The sequence below is a fragment of the Martinezella sp. CNPSo 3732 genome, from assembly GCF_057784515.1.
Genome location: NZ_JBXSOO010000030.1, coordinates 1 through 17,462 on the forward strand (window position 1 = coordinate 1; position 17,462 = coordinate 17,462).

General features: G+C 60.8%; 19 protein-coding genes. 9 read left to right on the forward strand and 10 right to left on the reverse strand.

All coding sequences use genetic code 11. The features are described from left to right. From AC13RM_RS29645 to AC13RM_RS29655, 3 genes are all read left to right on the forward strand, one after another. The coding region (locus AC13RM_RS29645) for a cell division protein FtsX (RefSeq protein ID WP_488556010.1) at nucleotides 1-694 on the forward strand (694 nt) is incomplete at its 5' end. A gap of 69 nt (nucleotides 695-763) precedes the next feature. Beyond that, nucleotides 764-1,486, forward strand: a complete 723-nt coding sequence (locus AC13RM_RS29650; protein ID WP_208409278.1) for a YdcF family protein — start codon at nucleotides 764-766, stop codon at nucleotides 1,484-1,486. Between the two features lie 122 nt (nucleotides 1,487-1,608). Beyond that, the gene (locus tag AC13RM_RS29655) at nucleotides 1,609-2,412 is read left to right on the forward strand and encodes a lysophospholipid acyltransferase family protein (protein ID WP_285174819.1); all 804 of its coding nucleotides are present in this window, start codon (nucleotides 1,609-1,611) and stop codon (nucleotides 2,410-2,412) included. A 27-nt stretch (nucleotides 2,413-2,439) separates the two neighbouring features. Here the strand turns inward: AC13RM_RS29655 and AC13RM_RS29660 are convergent, their stop codons facing one another. Further along, nucleotides 2,440-3,012 (reverse strand): gamma-glutamylcyclotransferase, encoded by a 573-nt coding sequence (locus AC13RM_RS29660; protein WP_488556011.1) that lies wholly within the window; start codon nucleotides 3,010-3,012, stop codon nucleotides 2,440-2,442. 11 nt (nucleotides 3,013-3,023) lie between these two features. Here AC13RM_RS29660 and AC13RM_RS29665 point away from each other — a divergent pair, with 11 nt between their 5' ends. Beyond that, a complete protein-coding gene (locus AC13RM_RS29665; RefSeq protein ID WP_488556012.1) occupies nucleotides 3,024-4,037 on the forward strand; it encodes a DUF2125 domain-containing protein in 1,014 nt (337 codons plus the stop codon). A gap of 4 nt (nucleotides 4,038-4,041) precedes the next feature. Here AC13RM_RS29665 and AC13RM_RS29670 read toward each other — a convergent pair whose 3' ends face one another. From AC13RM_RS29670 to AC13RM_RS29685, 4 genes are all read right to left on the reverse strand, one after another. Continuing rightward, a complete protein-coding gene (locus AC13RM_RS29670) occupies nucleotides 4,042-4,470 on the reverse strand; it encodes a GNAT family N-acetyltransferase (protein WP_488556013.1) in 429 nt (142 codons plus the stop codon). A 27-nt stretch (nucleotides 4,471-4,497) separates the two neighbouring features. Next, nucleotides 4,498-5,427 (reverse strand): prephenate/arogenate dehydrogenase family protein, encoded by a 930-nt coding sequence (locus AC13RM_RS29675; RefSeq protein ID WP_488556014.1) that lies wholly within the window; start codon nucleotides 5,425-5,427, stop codon nucleotides 4,498-4,500. Further along, entirely contained in the window at nucleotides 5,424-6,533 is a 1,110-nt protein-coding gene (gene hisC / locus AC13RM_RS29680; protein ID WP_488556015.1) for a histidinol-phosphate transaminase, read from the reverse strand. The genes AC13RM_RS29675 and hisC overlap by 4 nt, the downstream gene beginning before the upstream one ends. A gap of 102 nt (nucleotides 6,534-6,635) precedes the next feature. After that, a complete protein-coding gene (locus AC13RM_RS29685; protein ID WP_440478762.1) occupies nucleotides 6,636-7,415 on the reverse strand; it encodes a class I SAM-dependent methyltransferase in 780 nt (259 codons plus the stop codon). 53 nt (nucleotides 7,416-7,468) lie between these two features. Between AC13RM_RS29685 and gloB the strand changes: the two genes are divergently transcribed. The 3 genes from gloB (at nucleotide 7,469) to AC13RM_RS29700 (ending at nucleotide 9,956) form a co-directional block, all read left to right on the forward strand. After that, nucleotides 7,469-8,239 (forward strand): hydroxyacylglutathione hydrolase, encoded by a 771-nt coding sequence (gene gloB / locus AC13RM_RS29690; protein WP_440478761.1) that lies wholly within the window; start codon nucleotides 7,469-7,471, stop codon nucleotides 8,237-8,239. Then, a complete protein-coding gene (locus tag AC13RM_RS29695; protein WP_440478760.1) occupies nucleotides 8,239-8,664 on the forward strand; it encodes a cupin domain-containing protein in 426 nt (141 codons plus the stop codon). The genes gloB and AC13RM_RS29695 overlap by 1 nt, the downstream gene beginning before the upstream one ends. Nucleotides 8,665-8,798: 134 nt before the next feature. Then, nucleotides 8,799-9,956: an esterase gene (locus AC13RM_RS29700; protein WP_440478759.1), complete on the forward strand. Its 1,158-nt coding sequence runs from the start codon at nucleotides 8,799-8,801 to the stop codon at nucleotides 9,954-9,956. A 21-nt stretch (nucleotides 9,957-9,977) separates the two neighbouring features. Here the strand turns inward: AC13RM_RS29700 and yddG are convergent, their stop codons facing one another. Further along, nucleotides 9,978-10,877, reverse strand: a complete 900-nt coding sequence (yddG, locus tag AC13RM_RS29705; protein WP_488556016.1) for an aromatic amino acid exporter YddG — start codon at nucleotides 10,875-10,877, stop codon at nucleotides 9,978-9,980. A gap of 139 nt (nucleotides 10,878-11,016) precedes the next feature. Continuing rightward, nucleotides 11,017-11,793: a DUF3108 domain-containing protein gene (locus AC13RM_RS29710; RefSeq protein ID WP_488556017.1), complete on the reverse strand. Its 777-nt coding sequence runs from the start codon at nucleotides 11,791-11,793 to the stop codon at nucleotides 11,017-11,019. A gap of 237 nt (nucleotides 11,794-12,030) precedes the next feature. Here AC13RM_RS29710 and rpmB point away from each other — a divergent pair, with 237 nt between their 5' ends. Together rpmB and AC13RM_RS29720 are read left to right on the forward strand one after the other, a co-directional pair. Then, a complete protein-coding gene (rpmB, locus tag AC13RM_RS29715) occupies nucleotides 12,031-12,330 on the forward strand; it encodes a 50S ribosomal protein L28 (protein ID WP_004107717.1) in 300 nt (99 codons plus the stop codon). Between the two features lie 117 nt (nucleotides 12,331-12,447). Further along, entirely contained in the window at nucleotides 12,448-13,083 is a 636-nt protein-coding gene (locus AC13RM_RS29720; RefSeq protein WP_113231588.1) for a queuosine precursor transporter, read from the forward strand. Between the two features lie 96 nt (nucleotides 13,084-13,179). Here the strand turns inward: AC13RM_RS29720 and AC13RM_RS29725 are convergent, their stop codons facing one another. The 3 genes from AC13RM_RS29725 to cobS are packed head-to-tail and all read right to left on the reverse strand — an operon-like array spanning nucleotide 13,180 to nucleotide 17,194. Beyond that, nucleotides 13,180-14,268, reverse strand: coding sequence for an esterase-like activity of phytase family protein (locus tag AC13RM_RS29725; RefSeq protein WP_488556018.1), 1,089 nt, complete (start codon nucleotides 14,266-14,268; stop codon nucleotides 13,180-13,182). Between the two features lie 17 nt (nucleotides 14,269-14,285). Beyond that, the gene (cobT, locus tag AC13RM_RS29730) at nucleotides 14,286-16,187 is read right to left on the reverse strand and encodes a cobaltochelatase subunit CobT (protein WP_374822612.1); all 1,902 of its coding nucleotides are present in this window, start codon (nucleotides 16,185-16,187) and stop codon (nucleotides 14,286-14,288) included. 17 nt (nucleotides 16,188-16,204) lie between these two features. Beyond that, nucleotides 16,205-17,194, reverse strand: a complete 990-nt coding sequence (gene cobS, locus AC13RM_RS29735) for a cobaltochelatase subunit CobS (protein ID WP_095436016.1) — start codon at nucleotides 17,192-17,194, stop codon at nucleotides 16,205-16,207. Nucleotides 17,195-17,462 lie beyond the last annotated feature (268 nt).

The following is a 17,462-nucleotide window of genomic DNA, read 5'->3' on the forward strand; positions in this document are numbered from 1 at the left end:
CAAGTCCGGCCAGATCGTCGATGAAGCGGCAACCGCGCGCCTGCTCGAACCGTGGCTCGGCGCCGGCCTCGATATCAAGGAACTGCCCGTTCCGCGCCTCGTCATCATCACCATCGACGAAACGCATCCGCCTGACTTCGAGGCGATGCGCGCATTGCTCAAGGCGCAGATCCCACAAGCGACGCTGGACGATCATCGCACCTGGGTCGACCGGCTCGTGTCGATGGCGCACACCACCGTTCTCATCGGTACCGGTGTCCTGTTGCTGGTCTTCACCGCCATGGTCCTGACTGTGGTTTTCGCCACGCGCGGCGCATTGTCAGGCAATCGGCATATCGTCGAGGTGCTGCATTTCGTCGGCGCCGAAAGCACCTTCGTCGCCAACGAGTTCCAGAAGCATTTTCTGAAGATCAGCCTCAAAGGATCGGGCGCCGGCAGTGCCCTTGCCGCGCTTTTCTTTGCAACAGCCGGCCTCCTGCAAAGCCATACGATCGCCACGCCGCAGACCGACCAGGCAACGGCATTGTTCGGGACTTTCTCCGTCGGCGCGCTCGGTTATATCGGCATTCTCGCCACCATGATCATCATCGCGCTGCTAACGACGCTGACGGCACGTTTCACCGTCATGCGCACGATCTACGAGATCGATCTGATCCGTTCCGATCCCGGACGGACGGATAGCGTACAGAATTGACGTTTCAGCGATGTTTTTTTACCGTTTGCCAGCCCGCTCCTTGCCGCAATTGGCGTATAATAGCGAATCATGAGCATGGATCTGACGACTCGCAAGTCCGTGAGTTTGCAGTCGCTGCGGACACGCCCCCGCGGCGATAGACCTATGCGCCGCAGCCTGTTCCGGCGTCTCCTGCGCTGGGGCGGCTTCGCTTTCATCTTCCTTGTCGCCATCGTTTTCGGCGGCTTCCTGCATTTTGCCGATTCGATCACCACCTTGAAGCCGCCGCTCGAGCCGAAAGCCGATGCCATCGTCGTGCTGACGGGCGGCTATCAGCGGATCGATCAGGCAGTGGAGCTGCTGCGTACCGGTGCCGGCAACCGTCTGCTGATATCGGGCGCGCATCCGACCACCACGCCGACACAGATCCGCAAGCTGACGCAGAGTTCCGCCAGCCTGTTCAGCTGCTGTGTCGACATCGGCTACGATGCGCTCGATACGATCGGCAATGCCCGTGAAGCGGCAAAGTGGATTCACGCCAGGGGCTATAAGAGCGTTCTCGTTGTCACGAACAACTACCATATGCCCCGCAGTCTCGCGGAACTGAAATATGTCGACCCCTCGACTGATTTCATCCCCTATCCGGTCGTCAACTCCGACCTGAAGAGCAAGAACTGGTTCACGGACCCGAATGCGCTGCGCACGATGATCTCGGAATATGCGAAAGTGCTCCTTGCCGGCGCCCGCAATCTGACCGGCCTCGGGCGGCCGATAGGCCTGCGCTCGCGGCAGCCGACTGAGGACGACGACTGAGGCTCGCCGTATCAAACGACGCGGACGCGAAAACCCCGCAAAGACCGACTTTTTATTGACGCTGTAATCGTGTAGGCAAGCCTTCGGATGCTGGCGCAAGCCGGTGCATTGGAAAAGCCTCGATGATTATCTTGCGTTCGATCCTGTTCAACACGGCCTTCTATGCCAATCTGATCATTCGCATGATCGTGTTGGCGCCGATTTATTTCCTCATGCCGCGCAAGGCGGCCTATGCGATCCCCAAGGCGTGGGCGAAATCCAGCACCTGGCTGATGGAGAAGATCGTCGGCACCACCTTCGAGATCGAGGGCTTGGAAAATATCCCCAAGGGCAGCTTCATTTTCGCGCCCAAGCATCAATCCTTCTGGGATACATTCGCACTGCTGCCCTATCTGGACGACCCGGTCTATATCCTGAAGCGCGAGCTGATGTGGATCCCATTGTTCGGCTGGTATGCCGGTAAACAGCGCATGATCCCGGTCGATCGCGGCGCCCGCGGCAAGGTCATGTTCGATGTCCTGAAGCGCACACGCGAAGAGCTCGCCACCGGCCGCCAGCTCATCATCTACCCCGAGGGGACGCGCCGGCCGCCAGGTGCCGAGCCAGTCTACAAATACGGCATCGCCCGCATGTATCGCGACCTCGGCATCCCCGTCGTCGCCGTTGCCATGCATCCCGGCCTCTTCTGGCCGCGCCGCACGTTCCGCAAATATCCCGGCCATATCAAGGTGCGCATCCTGCCGCCGATCGAGCCCGGCATGGACCCCGATGCATTTTTCGCGCGCCTGATCGAGGAGACGGAAAGAGCGAGCGACGAGCTGCTGGTCGAGACGGTCGCCAACAACCCGAACCTACCGCTTCCTCCGACCGCGGTCCAGCGTCTGGCGGAAATCGCCAAGGCAAAACCCGTTACCGCCGCAGTCTGAGCGAACTCACGATGCCAGGCGGCAGGTTCAGGATGCCTTTCGCATCCGCTCCACTTCGCCGGCAACCTGTTCGAGCCAATGATCGCGGATGCCCATGTCGCGCAGATGGGCCAGGGTATTGAAGAGATAGGCATCGTTCGGGCCGGAGCGGCCGATGGCAGCTTCCACCACATGCGCTGCCTCGATTGCATCCAGCGAGCCGGCATATTGCCTGTGGTTGCGATCGACGACATAGGCGACGGCGGTCACGCGCCGCCCGTCAGCGAGCCGGATCGGCAGGGTCTTTTCCAGATAGACGTTGGTGACGAGCTCACGCTCGCGCAGATAGGTCAGCACCTCGTCCCAATCGGAGGCGGGAACCCGGAAGGCCATGCCACGGCAGGAACCGCCGCGATCGAGGCCGAGGACGAGGCCGGGGTTTTCTTCCGTCCCGCGATGGACCCAGGAACGGACGCAGAGCGAGCGACGATAACCGAAAATCAGGGCCTCGGCCCGCTCGTCATAACCAAAGCCCGGATTCCACATGAGGGATCCGTAGCCAAACACCCAAAATTCGTCCATATCCAACGCCAAATCACTGTGAAGCTTCAGTCCAACCATTGGAGAACAACATGGCAGCGTCAAGCCAGAGCGTAACGACCGGTCGAGGCAAACGTCTGTGGCTCATCCTTTTTGGGCTGGTGGTGGTTCTAGCCGGTCTTTACACCGGCGGTTGGTACTATGCGACCGGTTTCGTCAGAACCAATGTCCTGAAGGCGCTCGGTCAGCAGAACAGCGCCGGCATTGCCGGCAAATGCGAGAACATGGCCTTCAACGGCTTCCCCTTCTCCATCGGCCTGACCTGCGACACCGTGACTGTCGACAACCAGACACGGGGCGTCTCCACCAATTTCGACAGGCTCAGTGCCTCCGCACCGGTCTTCCAGCCCAACCATGTGAGCTGGAGCCTGAAATCTCCCGCCGAGTTGCGGACGACCGAGGGCCTGACCGTATCGGCTGAATGGGCCGATCTGCAATCGAACCTCGTCGCCAAGGGCCGTGGCGTCGCGCAGACCCAGACTGTTATCAATGGGCTGAAGGCGGGCATCGTCTCCTCAGTCACCGGCCAGAGTATCAATGTCACAGCCGCCCACACGGAGATGCACGCCAGCCAGAGCGGCAGCGATCTGGATTTCGCGATCGGCGTCGAAAATGCCAATGCCGTGATCAAGGATTTTCCCCAGGTTCTGCCGACCGCATCCACGAGCGCCAACGTGACGCTGTCAGGCAAGGCCGGCCTGCTCGATGGCAGCGACCGGGAGGGGCTTCGCGGCTCGGCAGGCGTGCTGCACCAGGCCGTCATCGACATCGGCGACGGTCGCATCATGACGCTTTCCGGCCCCTTCAATTTCGACGATGAGGGTTTTCTATCAGGCCAATTCAAGCTGGAGATCAATCAGATCGGGCCTTGGGGGGATAGCCTGACCACGACGCTTCCCGCCGCCAAGAACATCATCAAGACGGCCACGAAGATGCTGAAGGCGCTTGCCAATGGCGGCGACAAGGTTTCCGTCGATCTCACCGCCGATCGCGGCCGCCTCTCGCTCAGCGGCTTCATCCCGCTCGGCAAGATTCCGCCGATCTGAGAGCCTATCCTTTGCCGACGCCGGAGATATCCTTCACAAAGAATATCTCCGGGCTCGGCTGGACGATGCGGAGGTCGATGCTACCGGCCGCCTTGAAGCCGTTGCGGCGATGCCACGCCTGCGGCTCAGCTTCCGCCCATTCGCTTGAGGTCATCAGATGCTGGGCGCCCTCTTCGATCATGGCGCCTTCCCAGGCATGGAACAGAGCTGTTCCAACACCCTCGCGTCGGTATGATGGCAGTACGCGGATCATGTCCATATAGGGGATTTTGCCCCAGAAGCGGCTGAAGCGCAGGAAGCCGACAAGCTCGCCATTCTGCTCGGCCACAAAATATTCGCCAAACTCAATGCAACGCCCGATCCAGTCTTCACTGGCGTCTTCATGCTCAAGGAGCCAGGGCAAATCTTCGGAATTTGCGCGCCTGACGATCACGAAGGCCCCTCCATCGCGCGAGAATGCCTATTCCTTCGTATCCAGCGCATGACGGCCGAAGTCAGGCACGTCGACGTCCTGGCCGGCTTCGACGATCGAGCGACGAATGGCGCGCGTGCGGGTGAAAAGGTCGAAGATCTTGTCGCCATCACCCCAGCGGATCGCGCGCTGCAGCGATGCCAGATCCTCGGAGAAGCGCGATAGCATCTCCAGAATCGCATCGCGATTGTGCAGGCAGACGTCGCGCCACATGGTCGGATCAGAGGCGGCAAGGCGAGTGAAGTCGCGGAAGCCAGAGGCGGAATATTTGATGACTTCCGATTCGGTCACCGTCTCCAGATCGTCGGCGGTCCCGACGATGTTGTAGGCGATCAGATGCGGCAGATGCGAGACGATCGCCAGCACCTTGTCGTGATGCTCGGGATCCATCTCGTCGACACGGGAGCCCAGGGTTTCCCAGAAGCCGCGAAGCGTCTTGATCGCAGCCTCATCGGTACCTGGAACGGGCGTGAAGATGCACCAGCGCCCCTTGAACAGCCCCGGAAAGCCCGCATCCGGGCCGGATTTCTCCGTTCCCGCGAGCGGATGACCCGGAATGAAATGCACGTTGGGCGGCATATGCGGCTGCATCTGCGCAATGACCGATGCCTTGGTCGAGCCAACATCGGTGACGATGGCGCCCGGCTTCAGATGAGCGGCGATTTCCTTGGCGACGCTCTCGGAAGCACCAACCGGTACTGAGACGATGACGAGATCGGCGTCTTTCACGGCTTCAGCCGAGGACGGCGTATAGCGGTCGCCGAGCTTCAGCTCTTCGGCACGCTTCAGCGTCTCGGCGCTGCGTGTCGAGATCACCACTTCCTTTGCGATACCAAGGCGCTTGATGTCATGGGCGATGGAAGAGCCGATAAGGCCGATGCCGATCAGGGCGATGCGATCGAACTGGATGTTGCTCATGCCTTGCGTCCCATAAATTCGGCCAGAGCGTCGATGACGCCGAGATTGGCCTCTTCGGTGCCGATGCTCAAGCGCAGCGAATTCGGGAAGCCGTAGGCGCGCACAGCACGCAGGATATAGCCGCGGCTCGTGAGGAAATCATCGGCCTCGGCGGCACGCTTGCCGGCGCCGTCCGGAAAATGGATCAGCACGAAATTCGCAACCGACGGCGTCACGCTGAGACCCAAGGCTTCGAGCGCCGCCGTCATCTTCTCGATCCAGAGTGTGTTATGCGCGACCGCCTTTTCCGTGAAAGCCTGATCGCGAATGGCAGCCGCTCCGGCAGCAATGGCCGCGCTGTTCAGGTTGAACGGAGCGCGCACGCGGTTGATCGCATCGACGATATCGACCGGGGCATACATCCAGCCGATACGAAGGGCTGCCAGGCCGTAGACCTTGGAGAAGGTACGGGTCATGACGACGTTCTGGTTTGCCGAAACGAGTTCAAGGCCGGCTTCGTAATCGTTGCGGCGGACATATTCGGCATAGGCAGCGTCGAGGATGAGGATGACGTGCTTCGGCAGGCTCGCCTGCAGGCGGCGGATCTCGCTGACAGGCACATAGGTGCCGGTCGGATTGGCGGGGTTGGCAATGAAGACCATTTTGGTCTTTTCCGTAACGGCCGCGAGGATCGCGTCGACATCGACGGTACAATCCTTCTCCTTGACGGTGACCGGCGTCGCGCCGGCGGCCATGATCTGGATCTTGTAGACCAGGAAGCCGTGCTCGGTGATGATGCCTTCGTCACCGGTGCCGAGATAGGTGTGGCAGAGCAGGCCGAGCAGCTCGTCGGAGCCGGCACCGCAGAGGATATTGGCCACATTCAGCCCATGCACATCGGCGATCGCCTGGCGCAATTCCTTGGCCTGCCCGTCGGGATAGCGTTCGAGATTGCCGGCAGCGCCGCGGAAGGCTTCGATTGCCTTGGGGCTGGCGCCAAGCGGCGTCTCGTTCGAGGAAAGCTTGAACACGCGCGCAACGCCCGGCGCATGCTCCTTGCCCGGCACATAGGCAGCGATATCGAGAATGCCGGGACGCGGGACGGGCTTGCTCATTTCCATGCTCATTGGATCGACCTTGGGAAAGACCGGAAAATTCCGGTTTATGACACCCCGTCGCATTAAAGCGGATTGATAAATTTGTCGAGTGTCGGCGCTACGGCGAAAGCGTCACGCGCCATCGCGCGCCGTCGGTATGCCGCGCGGTGCCAGCACCGGCACGAAGACGCGGCGCGAGGCACGAACGGCAACGGGCAGGCCCTGATAGAGCCGCTTCTGCGCCTCGACGATGATGACGCCCGAAAATGCCGGCCATAGAGTGCGCCCGACCCGCTCGAAGGCGCGGCGCAGCCGCAGCACGGTGCGCAGCTTCGAGGGCGGGAAGAACAATGCCTCCGCCGTCGCACCCGGCGTGAAATTGGTCTCGCGCAGCAGCGAGGTGAGCTGGCCGCGCGAATAGGGCCGGCCGGAGCCGAACGGCGTGTGTTCCATGCGCGCCCAGACGCCGCGCCGGTTCGGCACGGCGATGACAAGCCGCCCACCGGGCGCAAGCACCCGCCAGAGCTCCTTCAGCGTCTCGCGCGGGCTTTCCGCAAATTCCAGCGAATGCACCATCAGCACCCGGTCGATCGAACTGTCGGGGAGCGGCAGTTCTTCATCGAAGATCAGCGCCGTCGACGAGGCCGAGCCCATCGGCCAGTTCACCGCACCCTGCCCCGCCGGCATGAAGGCGAAAGTGCGCTCGGTGTCGGCCCGGAAACGATCGAGATAGGGCACGGCATAGCCGAGGCCGACAAGCCGCTCCTCGGGCATCCGCGCCCAGATGGAGGACAGCGCCATGGCGATCGACTGCTCCGCCAAGCGACCGAGCTCGGAATGATAAAACTGGCGGAGATCGACAATATCGGCGTGCATCGAAACAAATGTTATCAGCCAAACGTTGGACTTCAAGGCCGAACGGCTTACATTCTCCACCAACGTAAAAGACGAGGACGATTTCGATCATGAAACCATTGGAATTAGAGATTTTTATCTGCCGTTCCGACAATTTCGGCGTCTTGGTCCATGATCTGGAAACCGGATTGACCGCATCGATCGACGCTCCGGAGGCAGATGCGATCCTGAAAGCCGCCGATCGTCGCGGCTGGACGATCAGCCACATCCTGACGACCCATCACCACACCGATCATGTCGAGGGTAATCTGGCGCTGAAAGAGCAGTTCGGCTGCGAGATCATCGGTCCGATCAACGAAGCCGTCGCCATTCCCGGCCTCGATCGCGCCGTCGGCGACGGTGATACGTTCGAGTTTGCCGGTCATACGGTCAATGTCATCGAAACGCCTGGCCATACTGCCGGCCACGTTTGCTATCACTTTGCCGACGACAAGCTGCTTTTCGCCGCCGACACGCTGTTTGCGCTCGGCTGCGGCCGCCTGTTCGAGCGGCCGGCAGCGGATATGTGGGCCTCGCTGCAAAAGCTCGCCGTGCTGCCAGACGAAACGGCCGTTTATTTCGGCCATGAATACACGCTCTCCAATGCCCGTTTCGCGCTGACCATCGACCCCGGCAATGAGCGGCTGAAAGCGCGTGCTGCCGATATCGAGGCATTGAGAGCGGAAGGTAAGTTCACCATCCCGACCACGCTGGCGCTCGAGAAGGAAACCAATCCGTTCCTGCGCGCCGCCGATCCGGCGATCCGCCGCCATCTGCTGATGGAAAGCCGCAGCAACGAAGAGGTCTTCGCCGAGATCCGCAAGCGCAAGGACAATTTCTGATGCAGGCAAAGGAGATCATCGAAACGCTTTCCATGCAGCGGCATCCGGAAGGCGGCTGGTACGTGCAGACCTTCCGCGACGAGAACGGCGGCGCCCGCGGGCATTCCACCGCCATCTACTATCTGCTCGAGGCGGGCGAGCGCTCGCACTGGCATCGGGTGCACGACGCCGCGGAGGTCTGGCACTATTATGCCGGCGCGCCCCTCGCCTTGCATCGCTCGGCCGACGGCAAGACGAGTGAAAAACTCGTTCTCGGCATGGATCTGGCAAAGGGCGAGCGCCCGCAGGCGATCATTCCAGCCAATTGGTGGCAATCGGCCGAAAGTCTCGGGCAATTCACGCTCGTCGGCTGTACGGTCTCCCCCGGCTTCGAATTTTCGAGCTTCGAGATGGCACCGCCGGACTGGAAGCCGGCCTCAGACTGACCCTCTTTTACCTTTCATTGCCATCAAGCAGGATGCGGCCAGACAGCGCGCGGCGACGGTCTTGAAAAAGCGACGCGCTGTGTCAGCTTTACACGGGGGAAGTGAAAATTGATTCATCCGGAGGAGGTTTTTTCGTGCGTTTGTTGTTTCCTTTGCTCGTCGCCGCAGGCTGTGTCATGAGCGCCCCTGTCTTTGCCCTCGATGCACCGGCCTCGCCGCCAGCCGGCCAGCCCCTGAAAAACTTTGTCACCTCTGTCGAAAAGGACGGCTCGATCACCTTTCGCCTTTATGCGCCCTCGGCAAAGGCGGTTTCCGTCACCTTGGGCTCGCGCGATCCCATTGCCATGCAGCGCGGCGACGACGGCACATGGAGCGCCAAGACGGAGGTGCTGAAGCCGGATCTCTACGAATATTACTTCAACGTCGACGGCTTTCGCAGCATCGACACCGGCACCAATGCGCCGAAGCCGCAACGGCAGGTCAATACCAGTTTGATCCTGGTGCCCGGCAGCATTCTCGATATCCGCAATGTGCCCCACGGCGACCTGCGGCTGGTGACCCTGCATTCCAAGGCGCTCGATTCGGAACGGCAGATGTATGTCTACACGCCGCCCGGCTACACAGATTCCTCCAAGCCGCTGCCCGTGCTCTACCTCTATCACGGCTTCGGCGATACTGTGGGGTCCTGGGTCCTCCAAGGCCGCGCGCCGCAAATCCTCGATAATCTCCTTGCCGAAAAGAAGATCGAGCCGATGATCGTCGTCATTCCGGATACGGAAACCGACGTGCCGAACGCGATCGCCGAGAATTTCCCGGCCGCCGATCGCCGGGCGAATTTCTATCCCGCGAATGCCGAGGCGGCCGATCGCGAACTGACCGAAGATCTTATCCCGTATGTGAAGAAGCATTATCGGGTGCGGAACGAGGCGAGCGGCCGCGCTGTGGCCGGGCTGTCGCAGGGAGGCTATCAGGCCCTCGTATCCGGTCTTTCACATCTGGATACCTTCGGCTGGGTCGCAACCTTCAGCGGCGTCAGCACGACGACGGTTCCCAACAAGACCGTCGATGCTGTGCTGAACGAGCCGGAGAAGATCAACAAGGCCTTGCACAACTTCACGGTAACGGTCGGCAGCAAGGACCAGGTCGTCGGCAAGGACGTCGCTGGCTTGAAGGCGACGCTCGACGCCAAGAAGATCAAGCACGAATATCACGAATATCCAGACCTCCAGCACGAAATGGATGTCTGGCGACCATCGCTCGTGGCCTTCCTGCAAGAAGTCTTCAAGAAATAAATGGCAGCGAGGGCGGCGGAGCTATTCCGCCGCTTCCGCCCGCGTTTGCTCTGCGTCGCCCCGGCGCAGGATCATGCGATGGGCGGCCAGTACCGCGCCTCCAGTCACGAGCAGGCAGGCGAGCGCAATGCCCCAACTCGGCTCGGCAAAACCGAACAGTGTCAGAATCAACGTCGAGAACAGCGGTGCGGCATAGCTTGCCGCGCCGAGGATTTGGATATCGCCGTTCTTGACGCCGTAATCCCAGGCATAGAAGGCAGCCCCGACAGGGAAAAGGCCAAGGCCCAGCACGGCGATCCACTGGGCCGGGTTCTCCGGCCAGATGGTCTCCTCAAGGCCAAGGTGACAAAAGAAGGAAAGGATCGATGTCGCAAGGCAAAATATCGTGACCACATCGGTGGAAACAGCCTCGAAACGACGCGTGATCAGCGAATAACCGGACCAGGTGAAGGCGCAAAGGAACGCCGCACCATAGCCGACGGCATAGGCGCCTTCGAAATGAAAGCCATTGCGGCCGACAATCAGGATCGTACCCGCAAGCCCCATCAGAGCGCCGACGATGTGATACCAGCGCAGCCGCTCTCCAGGCAGCAGCGCCGAGCCGACGACGATCAGCAGCGGCCACAGATAGGCGATCAGGCCCGCCTCCACCGCCGGCGCGTGACGCAGCGCCGTGAAATAGAGAAAGTGGTAGCCGAACAGGCCCGTGATGCCTGTTATCCAGACCTTGGCGGGCTGGCGTAGAAGCTGCAGCCGTTCGGGCCTGAGCAGAAGAACGATGATGCCCGGAATGCTGCCGATCGTAAAACAGACGGCAAGCAGCTGAAAGGGCGGTATCTTGCCTGACGCGACGGTCAGAAGCGCCAGAAACGACCACATCAAAATGGCCGAAAAGCCCGTCAACGTCGCGCGAAATTTCATCCCAGCCCCTAGCCCGTTGCTGCGGACGTCGCCTGCCCGCTAACGCAATTCCGCGAAAATGCACAGCAATTTTCCGCTGGAAATTGCGTAGAAACAACGACAGGAAGCGTCAAGCATTTCTGTGAAACGGCAGCCCGGTCTAACTGCCGTATTTTACGGCCGTGATGGTCACCGTCCCGTATTGCGTCGGAATACGAACGTAAACAGGAGCGTAGACATTCATGGTATCCGCCTTGGCGAACCAGATCTCCATATCGTCGCTCTTGGCAAGATAGAGATAATCCTTGCGCGTGCTCTTATAGCCGCTCTTCGGCGTGAAGCGCACGCCGCAGGCGATGGTCTTGCCCTTGAAACCCTCCGTCGAGAAGGGGTGCGATCCCTTCGGCGACAGCTTTAGATCCATGCGCATCTCACCATCGAAGACGGCCAGCGTCTGATTGCAGAGGTTAAGGCTGGGCGTAATCGGAAAGATCATACCCGATATGGGGTCGAGCACGGCCTTCAGGTCGCTTTCCGTGATCGGAACCCAGGTGTCCGGCCGTTTCGGCTCGGGCGTGATCGAATTCGACGTCACATTGCCGTTGGTATAGGCAACGTCATAGGTGCGCTCCCTCTTGCCGCTCTTGTAGAAGAGTGTGTAGTGCGTCGCCTGCAGCTTGCTGTCGTTAACGACGCCGGTCACATCCGTCCTGGCGTCGATGGAAGTGACAAGATCGGCAAGGCCCGCGGAGGTGATATCGCCGCGAATGGTGAACTGCTTGCCGGTGACCTCGGTCTTGAAATCCGCCCTGGCAATCGGCAGGCCTGCCAGCGAAACGCGATAGCGCGTTTCATGCCGCAGCACATCGGCCAATGCCATGGACGGCATCGACGCAACGACAGCTGAAATGATAAGCCACTTCCGAATTTGAACCATGATCAGGGCCTTCAACGAGGATCAGGCAAGTTATATAGTTGCTTAGCTCGCCTGCTGCGAGCGTCAGACAACAGCAGCTTTTTGACGGAATTGCGGGAAAACACAAGGTTTGGCTTGACGCGGCCAGCCTCTCTGACTATAGAACCGCAACTTTCCAATTATGGCCTGTTGGATTGCGCGTCGGGTTTTGCCCGGGATGTCTATCCGATGGCCGAGAAAAACAAAAGTAGGTGTACCATGTCCCGCATGTGCGAATTGACCGGCAAGGCCGTCCTCGTGGGCAACAACGTTAGCCACGCCAACAACAAGACCAAGCGTCGGTTCCTGCCGAACCTTTGCCAGGTCACGCTGATCTCCGACGTTCTCGGCCAGCGCTACCGTCTGCGCGTTTCCGCTGCAGCGCTGCGTTCGGTCGAGCATCGCGGTGGTCTGGACGCTTTCCTCATCAAGGCAAGCGAAAACGAACTCAGCATGCGCGCTCGCCTGCTGCGTCGCCAGATCGTCAAGAAGTCCGCTGAAGCTGCCGTTGCTGCCTAAGCAGCACTAGCACTTCGCGATTTCATACCGGCTAAGAGGCTTGCACGGATCATCTCCGGACAAGCCTTTTTCCATGTCCGGTTTCCTTCAACTGGTGGCATCTCCCAGGATAAAAAAATGCTGACGATACGTCATACCCTTATCTACGTTCTGCTGATGACGCTGGTTGTCGTCGCTTCCAACATCCTCGTGCAGTATCCGCTGCAGGCGACGCTCGCCGGCATCAATCTCGCGGATATCCTCACCTGGGGTGCTTTCACCTATCCGGTCGCCTTCCTCATCACCGATCTGACCAATCGCCAGTTCGGCCCGAAGGCCGCGCGCAAGGTCGTCTTTGCCGGCTTCGTCGTTGGTGTCGCTCTTTCGTTTTACACCGCACAGCCGCGCATCGCGATCGCCTCCGGTTCGGCCTATCTCGCCGGCCAGCTGCTCGATATCTCGGTCTTCAACCGTCTGCGCCGCATGGCCTGGTGGCGCGCACCGCTGTTCGGCTCGCTCATCGGCTCGATGCTGGATACGCTGATCTTCTTCTCCTTCGCCTTCGCGCCCTTCTTCGTCTTCTTCGGACCGAACGATCCCTTCGCGATCGAATGGGCGCCGATCCTTGGCGCGTTCTCCACTTCGGCACCGCGCTGGATTTCCTGGGCGATCGGCGATTTCTCGGTCAAGGTCACCGTCGGACTCGTCATGCTGCTGCCCTATGGCGCTCTGATGAACATGTTGAAGCCGATGCCGCAGGCTCCGACGGCTTGACGGCCAAATAATCCGCCGCGCGACTCAATGTGACGCGCGGCACCATCCCCAGCAAAAATAAAATGGTAGCGGCAGACAAATAAGCCCCTGGCTGCTTCAATTCTGGCTGATGACGCTGTCATCATGCAGCTTGAACTCCAACATCAGGCTGCGCTGCAGGATCGAATGGTTGTCATCCGAGACCATGACGAGATGCAGGGAGCCATCGGCAGTGCGGAAGACATCCAGGCCCTCCATATTGTCGATCTGATCTCCGGAGCCAGCCGCGAAGACCACCTTGCCGTCCAAGACAGCACCCGGCTTGATATCCGCGCCGGCTATACGCCGCATACGCACGCCGAGACCATGGATCAGCCCGAAGCGCCGCTCCAGCAGCAATAGGTCACCATCCGGCAGAAAGGCACCGTCGCTGACATTGAAGCCGCCATGGCGCCTCACGGTGAAGCGTCCCTGCCGCGGCCCGTCCAGAATTGCGGCGAGCAGATTGCCTTGATCATCCAGGCTGTCTTCGGCGACGATCACCGCGCCGCCGGCAAGCGGGCTCGACTGTGGCGCGATCATAAGCGCCTCGAGGCTGCGATTGGAACGCAGCTCCCATCGCGGGATGGGAATGGACATGGTGCCATCGGGCGGCGAAATCTCGAAACCCGGATCGGGATAGGCATCGACGCGATGATATTGTTCATAGCTGACGAGGACGTGATTGCCGCGCAGCGCCAAGCCTTCGGCATCCATAACTCCATCGCCCGAATCCTTCTCGCCAAGGCGATCAATCATGGGCGCTATTCGCGCATCGCTGATGCCGGTCAGCCGGCCTTCTTGGTCGCGTTCGATGGCGCCGGTAAGCCAATGGCCGGTATCCAGCACCGAAATGAAATGGCGTTGATCGTCGCGAAAGCGGATGGCTGAAACGGCGCCGAGAAGCGCATTATCCGAGCTGAACTCAAGGCCGCCGAGAAATTCAAGAGCGCCGAAGCGCGTTTGATCCGAGCCTCGCTTGAAGGTGGAAATGACCTTCGCCTGAACTGCCGCCGGGCCCGGCTCATCGGCGCCATTTCCGGAACTGCAGCCTGAGAGCAGTCCGGCGAGCATCGCAATGAGACACACGGATTTCGCGGCTACCGGCCAGCGCCGCAAACCGGCGACATTGCCCGGAAAAGGCACCGGCCGCAAGGCCGATGCCAAGGAAAGCCTGAGCGGGCTCAGCTGGCGCGGCGCATGCGCGAGCGCGGCATGCTCGTCTGATCCTCGAACAGCGAGGCAAGCTGTTCCGTCATGGCGCCAGCAAGCTCATCGGCGTCGACGATGGTGACGGCGCGGCGATAATATCGCGTGACGTCATGGCCGATGCCGATGGCCAGCAGTTCGACGGGTGAACGCGTCTCGATCTGGTCGATCACTGCGCGCAGGTGCCGTTCCAGATAGTTGCCCGGATTGACCGACAGCGTGGAATCATCGACCGGCGCACCGTCCGATATCATCATCAGGATGCGGCGCTGTTCGCGGCGACCGAGCAGCCGGTTATGCGCCCAGATCAGCGCCTCGCCGTCGATGTTTTCCTTGAGCAGACCTTCGCGCATCATCAAGCCAAGATTGCTGCGAGACCGTCTATAGGGCTCGTCGGCGGACTTGTAGATGATGTGGCGCAGGTCGTTCAGACGGCCCGGCGTCTGCGGCTTGCCACTGGCGAGCCACTTCTCGCGCGCCTGGCCGCCCTTCCACGCCTTGGTGGTGAAGCCGAGGATCTCGACCTTCACGCCGCAGCGTTCCAGCGTACGGGCAAGGATATCGGCGCAGGAGGCGGCAACCGTGATCGGACGGCCGCGCATCGAGCCGGAATTGTCGATCAGCAAGGTCACGACCGTATCGCGGAACTGCGTGTCGCGCTCCATCTTGAAGGACAGCGCCTGCGTCGGGTCGATGATCAGGCGCGGCAGGCGGGCCGGATCAAGATAGCCCTCCTCCAGATCGAAGTCCCAGGAACGATTCTGCTGCGCCATCAAGCGACGCTGCAGCCGGTTGGCGAGCCGGCCAACGGCGCCCTGCAGATGCGCAAGCTGCTTGTCGAGGAAGGCGCGCAGGCGTTCGAGTTCGGCCACGTCGCACAATTCCTGCGCCGTCGTGGTCTCGTCGAATTCCTCCGTATAGACGTGATAGTCGACCTTCTCGTTGAAGTCGGCGAAAGGCGTGTTCGGACGGCGGGTTTCGCCCGGCGTTTCCGAGTCTTCCTCACCCTCTTCGCTCATATCGTCGTCGGAGATCTCGCCGCCGTCTTCGGTTGCGCCGTCTTCCATCTGCTCGTCGGAGGCTTCGCTGTCCTCGGCTGGAGCGGCATCGGAGCCTTCGTCTTCCTTGACGTCGTCGTTATCCTGGTCCTCGCCGTTCGGCTTGTCCTCTTCGCTCGGCTGCTCGTCGCTGTCGGGCTCGGATTGCTCGTCACCATATTCCTCGGCCATTTCCATGGCCGTCAGAATGTTGCGGACGACACGGGCGAAGCTCTGCTGGTCGTTGATGGCAGACAGCAGGTTGTCGAGTTGGCCGCCGGTCTTTTCCTCGATGAAGGGGCGCCAGAGGTCGAGCACCTTGCCGGCGCTCTCTGGCGGCTTCTGGCCGGTCAGCTTCTCGCGCACGATCATTGCCATGGCTTCGCCGATCGGCGCGTCTTCCTGCCGCTCGATGCCCGAGAAATTCGCCTTGGCGTATTTTTCCGTATTCATCGAATTGAGGTTAGCGGCCACGCCACTCATGCGCAGCGAGCCGATCGATTCGACACGCGCCTGCTCGACGGCATCGAAGATGCTGCGGGCATCGGCACCCTGGGGCGACATCACGGCGTGGACACGGGCATCATGACAGGCAAGCCGCAGGGCCATCGAATCACCGAGGCCGCGTGTCACCGCCAGCTCATGCGCCGTCGGCCGTTTGGAAAGTTCCGGCAGGCGAATGCGCTCGCCGGTCATTCCAGGGCGTTCGTTGGCGAAGGCCACCTCGACCTCGGCATCGCCGGCGATCGAGCGCACACAGCCGGTGATCGCCCGGCGCAACGGCTCCATGTCCACCGGTGCACCCGGCTTCGCTTTGGAATTGTCTCCGCGACCTGACATAATGTGTGGGTTCTTCCCTAGGCTTCGAGCACGATATTGGCGGCACTTTCCTTCAGCTCGACACCGAAGGCGCGCTGATAGTGCTCGGCGACCAGCGGCCGCTCCAGCTCATCGCACTTGTTGAGGAAGGTGACGCGGAAGGCAAAGGCGACATCGCCGAAGATTTCCGCATTCTCGGCCCAGGTAATGACGGTACGCGGGCTCATGACGGTCGACAGGTCGCCGTTCATGAAAGCCGCGCGCGTCAGGTCGGCAACGCGGACCATCTTGGAGACGGTGTCGCGGCCCTTGTCGTTGCGGAAGGACTTCACCTTCGCCAGCACGATATCGACTTCGTTGTTGTGCGGCAGATAGTTCAGCGTCGTCACGATCGACCAGCGGTCCATCTGTGCCTGGTTGATCTGCTGCGTGCCGTGATAGAGGCCCGTCGTGTCGCCGAGACCGATAGTGTTGGCGGTCGCGAACAGGCGGAAGGCCGGGTGAGGACGGATGACGCGGCTCTGGTCGAGCAGCGTCAGGCGGCCCGACGATTCCAGCACGCGCTGGATGACGAACATCACGTCCGGACGGCCTGCATCGTATTCATCGAAGACGAGCGCGACATTGTGCTGGTAGGCCCAGGGCAGGATGCCGTCTTTGAATTCGGTGACCTGTAGCCCGTCCTTGACGACGATGGCATCCTTGCCGACGAGATCGATACGGCTGACATGGCTGTCGAGGTTGATACGCACGCACGGCCAGTTCAGGCGCGCAGCGACCTGCTCGATATGGGAGGACTTGCCGGTGCCGTGATAGCCCGAGATCATCACGCGGCGGTTATGAGCGAAGCCGGCGAGGATGGCGAGCGTGGTCTCGCGGTCGAAGAGGTAGTCCGTGTCGAGATCGGGCACGTAGGCGCTGCCCTGGCTATAGGCGGGGACGCGGATATCGGAATCAATGCCGAAGACTTCACGGACCGAAACGGTGGTATCGGGGATCTCGGAAATATCAAGGTCAATCTTGCTCATCATGTCTCCAGGGCGGGTGGCTCTCACCCTGCCATATCAAACTCAGCCGATTTATCCGAAACGCCGCAGCTTGTTGCCCGCATCCGTTCGGTCGGAACAGCGGCGATACTTCTCCGGGACTAAAGCAAAATCTCGGCGCGATAATATGATCGCTTGCGAGCATCCTTGAACAGAGTCCCCGGACAAGAAACGCCGCGTCCGGAAAGTTGACCGAGGTGCAGCCAGCCAAATGCGCACCCTGCCGCGGTTGCCCGCAGCTTCAGCCGAT